The following is an 11836-nucleotide window of genomic DNA, read 5'->3' on the forward strand; positions in this document are numbered from 1 at the left end:
GGCGTGAACGATGACACTGTCAGCCGGCGGCGTTCGCCGGCTGACCATCGGCCGATCAGAAGGCCGACATGCGCAGCGCCAGCACCAGCTGCGTCACCCTGAGGGTTATGAAGACGTAGATCGCCAAAAGCAGGATCTGCAGCGCCAGGTGCCGGCGCACCTTCGACAGCCTGTGCAGACCATCCGCCAGGTTGAGCAGAAACAGGACTGTGCCGATGACGGAGACGATGTAGCCCGCCACGGCGATGTTGGGCAGGCCCTTGATCTCCAGGCTGCGGCCATTCTCGATCGCATGCATGCCGGCGGCGATCACCAAGGTCGCCATCACCAGGTTGCGCACATGGCGAAAAATCTCTTCGAGCCCGCCATTATCGAACAGCATTCGCCGCGCCAGACCGAGTTTTGATCGCGTACCTTCAGTCATCATCGCCTCTTGCTCGCCGCATGATCCTTAAATCGGGGTCGAGTTAAAGGCGGAACTTTGCGGCAAATTTAAAGAACGGCAGCATCGCGCCCCTTTTGACGTGGGGCGCTGCAGGCTGCCGGGAGGCTGCGATAGTATGACCGGTGGCCTTGCGTCAAAGACTCTCATGTGTGGCAAAGGCAAACCGCGGCGCCGCTCGGCTGAGCAGCATAGAGGTCGGGCGGACATGCCAGGCGGCGGCGATGGCTTCCTCCAATGCGGCAACGAGTTCGGCCACGTCAGCCGCTGCGGTTTCATGCAGCGCCTCCGCGACGATGAGGGCCGACGTGGTCTGCGGGTGGATCGCCGAATAGCCGCTTTGCCGGTTGGTCCATCGGCGCGCATGGGCGCGTCCCTCCGCATCGCGAAAGATCACTTCATCAGGTTCAGGGTGTTCCGTTTCACCGGAGAAGGTTGCATAGACCTCGTCTCCGCCCGCGCGGGTAACCTCGAGATTGCCGGAGATGCGGGAAACGTCGAAGACGGCGATGGGCATGGCAAAGGCCAGCGACACGGCGTTGCACAGGTCGATCAACGGATGGATCGACGGCAGGTCGCCCTCCTTCCTGAACCGGCGCAGCAAGGCTTCGGACGCGCAGCGATACTGCGTCGGCTTCAGTCCCATCCTGGCGAAGGTGCGGCGCCACGCCTGAATTTCCGCAAGTTCGCCTTCGGCGCGCGTTGCAAGAACGTCCCTGGCGATCGCCTGAAACCGCTCGACGGCATCGGCGACCGAAACGTCGCTGCGAATGCCCTCGACGTGGAGCGCGCCGGCTGCAAGCTCGGGAAAATCACGCCAGATGCTGTCTGAATGCTGGAAATGCATGGGATGCCTCGAAGTGGAAGAGATGATGACGGCGTCAGCTCTGCGTTTGGCCGGCAGTCTTGGGCCGGAAATGCGGCATGGCAAGACTGAGGACGGCGACAAGCACGCAGCCGATGCCGGCGAGCTGGTTGATGCTGACGGGTTCGCCGAGAATGACGAAGGCCAGCAGCACGGCGGAGACGGGTGCAAGAGCGGTGAAAACCGAGGCTTCCGTTCCGCTCACCCTGGCGGATCCTGCGTACCAGAGGATGAAGCCGGCAACGGTCGGGACCAGGGCATAATAAAGCACGGCTGCCAGCGACTGCATCGTGACCCCTTGCTGCGACGGCGCTTCGAACAGAGCGGGCACGATGGCGACGGCAACGCCCATGCCGGCCATGATGGTGGACAAGGCGAGAGGTGCGATCGGCGTTCGGATGCGTTTGTTGATCAGGATGAACAGCCCTTCGCAGATCACCGCGCCGAAGACGAGAGTGATGCCGAGCGGCGAATGGTGTGCACCATCGTCGGGCCGAAGCACGATGGTCAGAACGCCCGCTGCCGCCAGCCCGATCGCGACAAGGGTCGAGCGGCTGGGCCGTTCGCCGAGCAGCAGGATGGCGATTCCGGCAGAGACGACCGGTAGAGTGCCGATAACGACGCCGGCATCCGTCGCCGAACTGTAGCGCAACCCGGCAATCAGAAGTGTCGTGTAGCCGACGCTGCCGGCTCCGGCCTGCAAGAGCAGGATCAGCCACTCGCGCCGCTCCAACCTTGGCCAAGGCGTGCCGGTCAGTCGCACCAAGGTGAAGAACAGCGGAAAGGCGACCGCGAAGCGCAAGGCGGTGGCGCTAAACGGCGGTAAGCCGGAAGCGATCAGCTTGCTGGCAATCACCGTGCTGCCGACCGTGATCATCGCCAGCGAGAGGTAGAGGTATCCCTGAATTTTTTCCGTCATGCGGCCACTCCTGCGTTGGCGCGCAGAAAACCTCATCCGGATCTTTCGGTCTTGAACGGAATTGCAGGCGTTAAGGCGTGGCGAGCAAAACTGTGTAGCGATTCTGCATTGACGACATCCGCGAAAACAAGAACGCAAAGCGCGTCTTCAGGTCAATGGAATGCATCGGCATAGGCGCCCGGCGAAATGCCGTACTTGCGCACGAAGATTCGGGTCATGTGGCTCTGGTCGGCAAAGCCGCCTTCCACTGCCGCCTCGGCAAGCGGCACGCCCCGCGCAATCAGCCGCCGCGCCAGATCGATGCGGCGTTGCACGAGATAGGCATGCGGCGTGAGCCCGAAGGTTTTCGAAAAACCGCGCACCACCTGAAATCGGCTGAGGCCGGTTGCCTGCGCAAGGTCGGACAGGGTGATGGCGACGGTCGGATCGTCGTCGATCAGGCTTTGCGCTCTGCGCATCGCCGACGGCACATGTCCGCCATGCGTTTTCCCCTCACGCACGCGCATCACATCGGCCAGCAGCGTCAGGACGTGCTCCTCGCCCTGCATCCCCGTCCGATCGCCATCGGGTGCGGTGATCGCGCTAAAAAGAGCCTGGAAGTGTTTCGACGTTCGCTCATCATGGAAGGCGGGAGCGGTGAATTCTGCACTTCGCGTCCTGCCCTGGCTGATGTCCTCCATGGCGTCGGCGATTGCGGAAGGCTCGAAATAGAGCATCCGCCAGGACCGTCCCGCATCGCCGATCGGCATGCCGTCATGGACCTCGCCGGGGTTGACCGTGATCATGTCGCCGGCGCCGGCTTCCACCATGCCGCGACCGCTCAGCGATTTCTGGGCGCCCTGGTGGATGAGGCCGATGCCGAATTGCTCATGCGTGTGGCGGGCAAACACGTGCCCCGACGCCGCCTCGACGGCCTCGATGCCGCCAATGCGGCCGGGGAATATCGTGAATCGGCCCTTTGCCATCGCCTCGCCTGGTCGGGCACTGGTGGCCCGTCGGATGTTTCAGTTCTTTCTTACACCGGCCGCGCCTTTCCGGCCATGGCGATCGACTGTAACCGCTGCGACGGCCGCAAGGTCGGCGCGACAATGGGCGCAGGCATGGGCTGATGCTTTTGTCCTTCCGGCGTTGCAATCGACGGCCGCATGCTTAAATTCCGCCGTCGAATGACGATGACGACCGGAGATGTGCCGAATGCTGGACCTGCGCGTTCACTTCCTCGAAGCCGATGGAGCCCTTGCACAATGGCGCGAGCAGATCCTCGCAGACGTGCAAGTGACGGCAGAGCGTGTCGGCGGCCGCGTTTCCGCGGCCGACAGGGCTGCGCCCGTCGATGTCATCGTCGAGCGCCGGCCGGGCGAGACGATTCCGGAGCTTGGGTTGTCGGGTGCCTGCTACCGCCGCGGGCTCGTGACGGTCACGCTCGATCCGGACAATCCCAACTTCGCCGCCAGTCTCGCCAATGGCGAGCTGCGAAAGACGCTCACGCACGAACTTCACCATTCCTTCCGCCACGCGATGTGCGGTTATGGTTTCAGGCTGGGAGAAGTCTTGGTCACCGAGGGCCTGGCGGACGCTTTCGACGCCGAGATCAACGGTGGCGATGGCAATCGCTGGAACCACGCTATCCCTGCCGAAGACTGGTTGGGGGTTATCGAGCAGGCCGAGCTGGAGCTCTGGGCCGACGCCTACAACCACAGCGCCTGGTTCTTCGGCTGGAGCAGCCATGGCAACCCGCTTCCCCGCTGGGCCGGTTATTCGATCGGCTATCATCTCGTCAAAGCCTACCTCGCGGCCAACCCGGACGCGCGTCCGTCGCAGATGACCGGAACCCCGGCACCCGAGGTGATCGGCCAAGCCTGGGCACACTTGAAAATAAGGATGACGGCCGAGGCATGACCGGGATTAATCCCTGTCGTGACCGGGCAGTGCACCGACGTCGTTGATCCAGGGCAGGGCGGACGAGCGCCAGATCTGTGATTTCGGGGTGAGCTCACGGCGCTGGTTGATCGTCCCGAGGCGAATGCCGACCTCTTCGGCGTCCTCGTCCGTGCCGGTGGTGTAAACCGGCGAACCGCAGTTCGGGCAGAAGAACTGCAGCCGCTTGCGGCCGTTCTCTGCGGTCTTGACGTAGAGCTTTGGTTCGCCCCCGGTCAGTCGGAAATTCTCGCGGGCCGTGCCGGCCGACACCCGGTAGGCCGTTCCCGTCAGTTGCTGGCAATCGGTGCAGTGGCAGATCGCGACATCGTCCGGATCGATCTCCGCCTCATAGGTCACGAAGCCGCAATGGCATTGTCCGTCGATCCGCATGGCAAAGCCTCCCTGAAAGACCATAACCTAGAGCGTTTCCGTCCTAAACGGAGTCACGGAAACGCTCCATTTTTCGCATTTCCTGAAGGAAAGCCGCTTCGCACTAACGGCTCTGGGGCGGCCCGCTTCCGTCCATCCCAGTGCAACGGTACGGCACGGTGCCGTACGGATCGGCGCACACCTAAGGTCCTGATCGGTAGGTGCGCCACGTCGCTCCTAAACGCCGGTAAACAGCCACTCGTGTTCGCGGGCGTTGTGGAACTTCCAGACCCGCTTCGGCCCGGCCATGACGTTGAGATAATAGACGTCGTAGCCGTGCACGGCCGCAACGGGGTGATATCCCCTCGGCACCAGCGTCACGTCCCCGTCTTCCACCGCCATGGTCTCGTCCAGCGAGCGATCGTCGGTATAGACGCGCTGCACGGCAAATCCCTGCGGCGGGTTCAGGCGGTGATAATAGGTTTCTTCCAGGTAGCTCTCGGCGGGCAGATCGTCCTGGTCGTGCTTGTGCGGCGGGTAGGAAGAGGTGTGTCCGCCCGGCGTGATCACTTCGACCACCAGCAGCGACTGGGCGGAGCTGTCGTCCTCGGGCATGATGTTGGTGACATAGCGGGTGTTGGTGCCCTTGCCGCGGGTCAGCTGCGGGTGTGTTCCCGGCTTGATCACCTTGGCCTTGAAACCCTCGCCGCCCGGGGCCGAGCAGATCGCAAGATCGAGATCGGTCGTCGCCGCCACTTGCCAGCGGCTGCCCTTCGGCACGTAGACGGCATAGGGCTGCCCCTCGAACGGCGTCATGCGCTCACCGAGCTCGCCGAAATCCTCGCCATCGACCGAAACCTTCGCCTTGCCCGAAACCAGCACAAGGCAAATTTCCTTGTCGCCCGCCTCGCCCTGCGTCGTCTCGCCCGGCTTCAGCCGATTGAGCGCGAAACCGACATAGGTCCAGCCGGCGCTTTCGGGTGTGACGTTCTGCATCAGGCCGGACTTGGCCTTCGGTTTGACGAGCAGTTTGGACATTTGGGGGTCTCCTGACTTCTTACTTGGCGGCGGCATTCTTGGCCTGCCCCTCACCCTAGCCCTCTCCCCGCAAGCGGGGAGAGGGGATTCTGGAGTGCGCCTGATCTTCTTCGCCTTACGCTGCGAGGGGGGGCGCGGAGCTAGCGGCATTTCCCTTCTCCGCGCGAGCGGGAGAAGGTGGCGGCAGCCGGATGAGGGGCGTTCCCCTCGAACCTGGCAGCCGGATGAGGGGCTGCTAAGCCCGATCGAGCCCGGCTTCCTTGGCAAACGCCTTCAGCGATTTCAGTCCGAGCGACTGATACTCGAAGGGATTGCGCACGGCGGAATCCTGCTCGGCTTCGATCACCAGCCAGCCATCGTAATTGTGTTCGGCGGCGATTTTCAGGACGGGGAGGAAATCGACGCCGCCTTCGCTGTCGCCCGGAACGGTGAAGACGCCGCGGCGCACGCCTTCGAGGAAGGAGAGGCCTTCGCCTTCGACGACCTTGCGCACGGCAGTGCGCACGTTCTTGCAATGGATATGGCGGACGCGGTGCATGCATTTTTTCGCAACCTCGGCCGGGTCGGAGCCGCCGAACCAGGCATGGCCGGTGTCGAGCAAAAGCTTGGTTGCCGGACCGGTGTTCTGCATCAACAGGTCGATTTCCTCGCCGGTCTGGACGATCGTGCCCATGTGGTGATGGTAGACGAGATCGACGCCCTGGTCGGCGCAATATTGCGCGATCGCTTCGAGGTCTGCACCGAATTTCTTCCACTGGTCTGCCGGCAGCACCGGCTTGTCGTTGGCGACCGACTTGGTGTCATCGCCGTGAATGGCGTTCGAGGTCTCGCAGACGATCGCCACCTTGCAGCCATTGTGCTTCAGGAGGTCGAGATGCGGCTGGATCGCCTTCTTCTCTGTCTCGACGTCATGGGTGAGCAGGTTGGTCGAGTGCCAGCCGGAGACGAAGACGAGGTCGTAGGAGGCGAGCTTTGCCTTCAGTGCTTCCGGATCGGAAGGCATCTTGTGGCCCTTCTCGATGCCGTCGAAGCCGATCTTCTGGCAATCGGAGAGGCAATCCTCGAGCGTCAGATGCGCGCCGATCGAATGATCGTCGTCGTTGCTCCAGGCGATCGGATTGGTTCCGTAGCGGATCATGTCTTTCACTTTCTCTTGCGTCATCCGCTTGGGGCGGAAGGTTTGTTGTGTCTCACTCGTACGGCAGGGGAGGGCGACGATGGCTCCTCATCCGGCTGCCGCCACCTTCTCCCCGCTTGCAGGGAGAAGGGATATGCCGCGCTCTCCGAAGTTCCCTCTCCCCGCAGGCGGGGAGACGGTTAGGGTGAGGGGCATAAATGCGCAACGGCGCCCACGTGGACAACGCGGGCGCCGAAAGGGCAATCTCAGCCAAAGCGCTGGGAGGTCAGCGCCTTCTCGTAGCCCTTGCGGGCCTCGTTGACTTCCGTACGGTTGGAAACCTCGGGGACTGCGACATCCCACCAATGGCCGCCTTCGTCGGTGGTGATCAGCGGATCGGTGTCGATGACGATCACGGTCGTGCGGGCTTCGCCTGCCGTTTCCTTCAGCGCCGATTCCAGTTCGGAAATCGAGCCGACCTTGCGGGTGAGCGCGCCCATCGCCGCGGCGTGCGCAGCGAAATCGATCACCGGCAGCTCGACATGGTGCGTGTCGCGCAAGAGGTTGTTGAAGTTGGCACCGCCGGTTGCCATCTGCAGCCGGTTGATGCAGCCGTAGCCGGCATTGTCGAGCAGCACGATGGTGATCTTGGCGCCGAGCATGATCGACGAGGCGATCTCTGAATTCAGCATCATGTAGCTGCCGTCGCCGACCATGACGATGACGTCGCTGTCGGGGCGGGCGAGCTTGGCGCCGAGGCCGCCTGCGACTTCATAGCCCATGGTCGAGAAGCCGTATTCCATGTGGTAGCCGCCGGGCGTTTCCGCTTGCCAGAGCTTGTGCAACTCGCCGGGCAGCCCGCCTGCCGCACAGACGAGGACCGTCTCCGCTCCGCCGCGTGCACGCTGGACCGCACCGATGACCTGTGCGTCCGAAGGCAGCGCCGCATTCGTGGTTGCCGTCGCCTTGTCGGCGGCCTTCAGCCACTCGGCCTTGCCGGCCTTGGCCTTGTCGGTCCAGGCGGTGTCGGCCTTGTGATTGCCGAGCCCGGCGGAAATGCGTTCGAGGCCGATGCGCGCATCGGCGACCAGCGGCAGCCCCTCATGCTTGGCCGCATCGAACGGCTGGACATTGAGGCCGACGATCTTCAGCCCTTCGTTCTTGAACAGCGACCAGGAGCCGGTGGTGAAGTCCTGCAGCCGCGAGCCGACGGCGAGCACGACGTCGGCCGCTTCCGCCAGCTGGTTGGAGGCTGACGTGCCGGTGACGCCGACCGAACCCATGTTGAGCGGATGGCTGTGCGGCAGGGAGGACTTGCCGGCCTGGGTCTCGACAACCGGAATGCCATGCTTTTCCGCGAAGGCGGCCAGCGCCTTGCTGGCTTCCGAATAGAGCACGCCGCCGCCGGCGACGATCACCGGCTTCTCGGCTGCCTTCAGCGCAGCAATAGCAGAGGCGAGCTCATCGGCATCGGGCTCGATGCGGCGCGAAGACCAGACCTTCTCGTCGAAGAAGGCTTCCGGATAGTCATAGGCTTCCGCCTGCACGTCCTGGCAAAGCGAGAGCGTGACCGGGCCGCAATCGGCCGGATCCGTCAAAACCTGCATGGCGCGACGCAGCGCCGGGATGATCTGCTCCGGCCGGGTGATGCGGTCGAAATAGCGCGAAACCGGACGGAAGCAGTCGTTGGCCGAGATCGTGCCGTCGGCAAAACCTTCCACCTGCTGCAGCACCGGATCGGGCCTTCGATTGGCGAAGACATCGCCGGGCAGGAAAAGAACGGGCAGGCGGTTGACGTGGGCAAGGGCTGCCGACGTCACCATGTTCAGCGCCCCGGGGCCGATCGAGGTGGTGCAGGCCATGAAGCGGCGGCGGAAGCTCGCCTTGGCAAAGGCGATCGCGGCATTGGCCATGCCCTGCTCGTTCTGGGCGCGGTAGGTGGGCAGCGTATCCTTGATGCCGTGCAGCGCCTCGCCGACGCCGGCGACGTTGCCATGGCCGAAGATGGCGAAGACGCCGCCGAAGATCGGTACCTTGTTGCCGTCGATGACGGTCATCTGGCGGGTCAGGAACCGCGCCACGGCCTGTGCCATGGTCAGGCGCACGGTCTTCTGGCTCATACTCTGTTTCCTCCTCGTGGCGAAATCGTCCCGTTTCGCCGACTGTATAATTTCTCAGATCGGAATCGAGTTAAGGACTCCGCCGATCCTACGCCGCCTTTGTTTCACCCAGTTGCAGCCAGAGATCCACCAGCGCCTTGAATTTTCCGGCCATGTCGGCGATCGCCTGCTCGTCGGTCATGGTGCCGCCGAGCCAGGCCTTGCTGGCATCGGCAAAGATGGTGCGGCCGACGGCAAAACCCTTGACCGTCTTCGATGTGCGGGCCGCGGCAAAGCCGTCCTTCAGCGCCTCGTAGGGGGCTTCGAGGCCGAGCAGCACGACGCCGCGGCAGAGCGGATCGCGCTTTTCGATGACCGCATCGATCGCTGCCCAGGCGCTGCGGCTTGCCTGCGGCTCGAGCTTCCACCAGTCGGGCTTGAGGCCGGCATCGTAAAGCTCGTTGAGCGCGCGCGGAATGGTCTGGTCGTCGAGCTTGCCGTGTTTGCCGGCGATGATCTCGATCAGGATTTCGCGGCCGACCTTGCGAGCCGCCTCGAAGGCCGAGCGCAGCTTGGCCACCTGCGTCGCTTTCATCTCGGCCGGGTCGTCCGGATGGTAGAAGGACAGCACCTTGATGCAGTGGTCGACCGGCCAGTCGATCAGGCGGCTGCCGAGGTCCTGGCTGAATTCGAACTGCAGCGGCCGCGAGCCCGGAAGCTCGATCGGCTTGCCGATCCAGAAGTCGCGGTGGGCGCCGGCAGCATAAAGCGCGTCGCGGCCGTATTTGTCGTCGATCAACATGCCGAAGCCGGAACGGCCGGCCGCCACCTGTGCCGCCGCCTTGACTGCCAGAACCTTGAAGGCCGGGATGCGGGCAAGTAGCTCCGGGTTGCCGGCGGCCACATCTTCCAGCTGGCTGCGATGGTCGATCGCCAGCGCCATCAACAGCGGGATTTCGCGGCGGCGCGTGGTCGCCCAATGCACGTGATTGATCGCCTCGTCCTTGCGCAGCGCCCGTTCCTTGCTGCCCTTCTCCAGGAAGAACTGCAGCTCGGTCCAGGTCGGGATCTCAGGCGCGCAGAGCAGGCGGGAGACGGCAAAGGCGCCGCAGGCGTTGGCCCAGGTCGCGGAGGTCGCATGCGGTTCGTTCTTCAGCCAGCCGCGCAGGAAGCCGGACATGAAGGCGTCTCCGGCGCCGAGCACATTGTAGACTTCGATCGGGAAACCCTTGCCGACGATGCCGTCTTCGAGGTTATCGGAAATCGGACCGTCATAGACGATACAGCCCATCGGGCCGCGCTTCAGGACGATCGTCGCCGTGGACAGCGCCCGGATCGTCTTCAGCGCTTGCAGCAGGTCGCTTTCGCCCGACGCGATCAACACTTCTTCCTCGGTGCCGACGATCAGGTCGCAGTCGGCGAGAACTGTCTTCAGATGGGCCGAGACGCGGTCGGAGGCGATGTAGCGGCTTTCGCCGGCATCATGGCCGGCAAGGCCCCAGAGGTTCGGGCGGTAGTCGATGTCGAAGACGATCTTCGCGCCGTTTTCCTTGGCGATACGCATCGCCTTGCGCTGCGCCGCATCGGTGTTGGGCTTGGAAAAGTGCGTGCCGGAAACCAGGATGGCCCGCGCCGAACGAATGAAGTCTTCAGAAACGTCGTCTTCGCACAGCGCATTGTCGGCGCAGTTGTCGCGGTAGAACAGCAGCGGAAAGGACTTGTCGTTCTCGACGGCGAGGATGGCGAGCGCCGTCAGGCGCTCCGGGTCGGTTACCATGCCGCGGGTCTCGACGCCTTCGCGGGTCAGCTGCTCACGAATGAAACGGCCCATCTGCTCGTCGCCGACGCGGGTCAAAAGCGCCGACTTCAACCCGAGCCGCGCGGTGCCGACGGAGATGTTGCAGGGGCAGCCGCCGACCGATTTGGCAAAGCTCGCAACGTCCTCAAGCCGGGTGCCGATCTGCTGGCCATAGAGGTCGACCGATGCCCGGCCTATGGTGATGAGGTCGAGCGGCTTTGCTCCCTGTGGCGAAACGTTCTGGCTCACTGCTTCCTCCCCGCGGACGCCTTTGCGGCCCCGACCATTCTCGTTCTGTGGGTGATGCAGGTATGAAACATAAATTCCGGCGTTTCGTCAATATAGAATTTTCATTCTATCCGTTCTATTCCGTCCTCGTCTCTTCAAGCAGGCGGCGACGCTTCTCGGCAATGGCGACTGTCAGCGCCATGGCGAAGGCCATGCTGGCGGAAAGCGAGCGGAAGCCGGCGTGATCCGCCTCGACCAGTTCGAACCAGACCTTGGAAGATTCCGCCAGCGGCGAGAACGCCGAGTCGGTCAGCGACACCACCGGCACCTTGCGCTCGGCAAGCAGCCGCGCCTGGGTGGCGCTTTCGGAGGCGTAAGGCGAGAAGCTGACGGCAAACGCGGCATCGTTCTTGCCAGCCATCGCCAGCATGTCGTCATCGATGCCGGCGGCCGTGCCGACCAGCTGGTATTTCACCTTCAGCTTGCCGAAGGCATAGGCCATGTAGCTGGAGATCGGATAGGAGCGGCGCTTGGCGATCAGATAGACCGTCTCGGCCTTGGCGAGGATGTCGACCGCGCGCTCAAAGGCTTCCGGGTCGACCGAGGTTGCGATGTTGTCGAGCGAGCGGTGGGCGGCGGCGACGAAGCCGTTGAAGATCGAGCCGCTCTCGAGCTTGCTGTGTTCGTTCTCGCTCAGTGCCTTCAGCCGGTCTTCGTAGCCAGGCGTGCGCTCGCGCAGGCGGGCGCGGAAAATCTGTTGCAGGCTGGAGAAGCCCTCGAAGCCGAAGTGCTGGGCAAAGCGCACCAGGGTCGACGGCTGGACGTCGGCCGAGGTGGCGATGCTTGCGGCGGTGCCGAAGGCAATCTCGTCGGGATTGTCAAGCGAATAGGCGGCCACCTGCTTCAACCGTTTCGGCAGCTGCGCCTTTCGCTCCAGAATGACCGCCTTCAGCGCTTCGAAATCCTGCGGGACCTCCGTCGTCGTTTCAGGCGTTGCCATTCTTGTCTGTCTCCAGTCTGACCCGTGTTCTCTAGTGACCT

At 63.5% G+C, this 11836-nt stretch carries 11 protein-coding genes; 1 reads left to right on the forward strand and 10 read right to left on the reverse strand.

Annotation, left to right across the window (positions count from 1 at the left end; all coding sequences use genetic code 11):
- Nucleotides 1-55: 55 nt before the first annotated feature.
- The 4 genes from IB264_RS01365 to IB264_RS01380 form a co-directional block, all read right to left on the reverse strand.
- The gene (locus IB264_RS01365; protein WP_225906196.1) at nt 56-424 is read right to left on the reverse strand and encodes a hypothetical protein; all 369 of its coding nucleotides are present in this window, start codon (nt 422-424) and stop codon (nt 56-58) included.
- A 154-nt stretch (nt 425-578) separates the two neighbouring features.
- Nucleotides 579-1289: a B3/4 domain-containing protein gene (locus IB264_RS01370; protein WP_025425635.1), complete on the reverse strand. Its 711-nt coding sequence runs from the start codon at nt 1287-1289 to the stop codon at nt 579-581.
- A gap of 34 nt (nt 1290-1323) precedes the next feature.
- The gene (locus tag IB264_RS01375) at nt 1324-2226 is read right to left on the reverse strand and encodes a DMT family transporter (protein ID WP_025425636.1); all 903 of its coding nucleotides are present in this window, start codon (nt 2224-2226) and stop codon (nt 1324-1326) included.
- A 152-nt stretch (nt 2227-2378) separates the two neighbouring features.
- Nucleotides 2379-3191 carry an AraC family transcriptional regulator gene (locus tag IB264_RS01380; RefSeq protein ID WP_025425637.1) on the reverse strand — a complete coding sequence of 271 codons (813 nt, stop codon included), beginning with the start codon at nt 3189-3191 and terminating at the stop codon, nt 2379-2381.
- Nucleotides 3192-3420: 229 nt separating this feature from the next.
- Here IB264_RS01380 and IB264_RS01385 point away from each other — a divergent pair, with 229 nt between their 5' ends.
- Nucleotides 3421-4125: a DUF2268 domain-containing putative Zn-dependent protease gene (locus tag IB264_RS01385; protein WP_025425638.1), complete on the forward strand. Its 705-nt coding sequence runs from the start codon at nt 3421-3423 to the stop codon at nt 4123-4125.
- Nucleotides 4126-4131: 6 nt separating this feature from the next.
- Here the strand turns inward: IB264_RS01385 and IB264_RS01390 are convergent, their stop codons facing one another.
- The 6 genes from IB264_RS01390 to IB264_RS01415 form a co-directional block, all read right to left on the reverse strand.
- Nucleotides 4132-4536, reverse strand: a complete 405-nt coding sequence (locus tag IB264_RS01390) for a GFA family protein (protein ID WP_025425639.1) — start codon at nt 4534-4536, stop codon at nt 4132-4134.
- Between the two features lie 216 nt (nt 4537-4752).
- Complete coding sequence (gene iolB, locus IB264_RS01395) at nt 4753-5553, reverse strand: 5-deoxy-glucuronate isomerase (RefSeq protein WP_025425640.1); 801 nt, start codon at nt 5551-5553, stop codon at nt 4753-4755.
- Nucleotides 5554-5788: 235 nt separating this feature from the next.
- On the reverse strand, nt 5789-6691 hold the full coding sequence (gene iolE / locus IB264_RS01400; RefSeq protein WP_025425641.1) for a myo-inosose-2 dehydratase: 903 nt from the start codon (nt 6689-6691) through the stop codon (nt 5789-5791).
- Nucleotides 6692-6936: 245 nt separating this feature from the next.
- A complete protein-coding gene (iolD, locus tag IB264_RS01405) occupies nt 6937-8790 on the reverse strand; it encodes a 3D-(3,5/4)-trihydroxycyclohexane-1,2-dione acylhydrolase (decyclizing) (protein WP_025425642.1) in 1854 nt (617 codons plus the stop codon).
- An 88-nt stretch (nt 8791-8878) separates the two neighbouring features.
- The gene (gene iolC, locus IB264_RS01410; RefSeq protein WP_025425643.1) at nt 8879-10816 is read right to left on the reverse strand and encodes a 5-dehydro-2-deoxygluconokinase; all 1938 of its coding nucleotides are present in this window, start codon (nt 10814-10816) and stop codon (nt 8879-8881) included.
- 115 nt (nt 10817-10931) lie between these two features.
- Nucleotides 10932-11795, reverse strand: a complete 864-nt coding sequence (locus IB264_RS01415) for a MurR/RpiR family transcriptional regulator (RefSeq protein WP_025425644.1) — start codon at nt 11793-11795, stop codon at nt 10932-10934.
- Between the last annotated feature and the right edge of the window lie 41 nt (nt 11796-11836).

This window comes from Ensifer sp. ENS11, from assembly GCF_014851895.1.
GTDB classification, from domain to species: Bacteria; Pseudomonadota; Alphaproteobacteria; order Rhizobiales; family Rhizobiaceae; genus Ensifer; species Ensifer canadensis.

Coding starts and splice junctions, on each gene's coding strand:
- IB264_RS01375 (WP_025425636.1), bottom strand. CDS start 2,226: ATGACGGAAAAAATTCAGGGATACCTCTACCTCTCGCTGGCGATGATC.
- IB264_RS01365 (WP_225906196.1), bottom strand. CDS start 424: ATGACTGAAGGTACGCGATCAAAACTCGGTCTGGCGCGGCGAATGCTG.
- iolB (WP_025425640.1), bottom strand. CDS start 5,553: ATGTCCAAACTGCTCGTCAAACCGAAGGCCAAGTCCGGCCTGATGCAG.
- IB264_RS01415 (WP_025425644.1), bottom strand. CDS start 11,795: ATGGCAACGCCTGAAACGACGACGGAGGTCCCGCAGGATTTCGAAGCG.
- IB264_RS01380 (WP_025425637.1), bottom strand. CDS start 3,191: ATGGCAAAGGGCCGATTCACGATATTCCCCGGCCGCATTGGCGGCATC.
- IB264_RS01390 (WP_025425639.1), bottom strand. CDS start 4,536: ATGCGGATCGACGGACAATGCCATTGCGGCTTCGTGACCTATGAGGCG.
- IB264_RS01370 (WP_025425635.1), bottom strand. CDS start 1,289: ATGCATTTCCAGCATTCAGACAGCATCTGGCGTGATTTTCCCGAGCTT.
- iolD (WP_025425642.1), bottom strand. CDS start 8,790: ATGAGCCAGAAGACCGTGCGCCTGACCATGGCACAGGCCGTGGCGCGG.
- IB264_RS01385 (WP_025425638.1), top strand. CDS start 3,421: ATGCTGGACCTGCGCGTTCACTTCCTCGAAGCCGATGGAGCCCTTGCA.
- iolE (WP_025425641.1), bottom strand. CDS start 6,691: ATGATCCGCTACGGAACCAATCCGATCGCCTGGAGCAACGACGACGAT.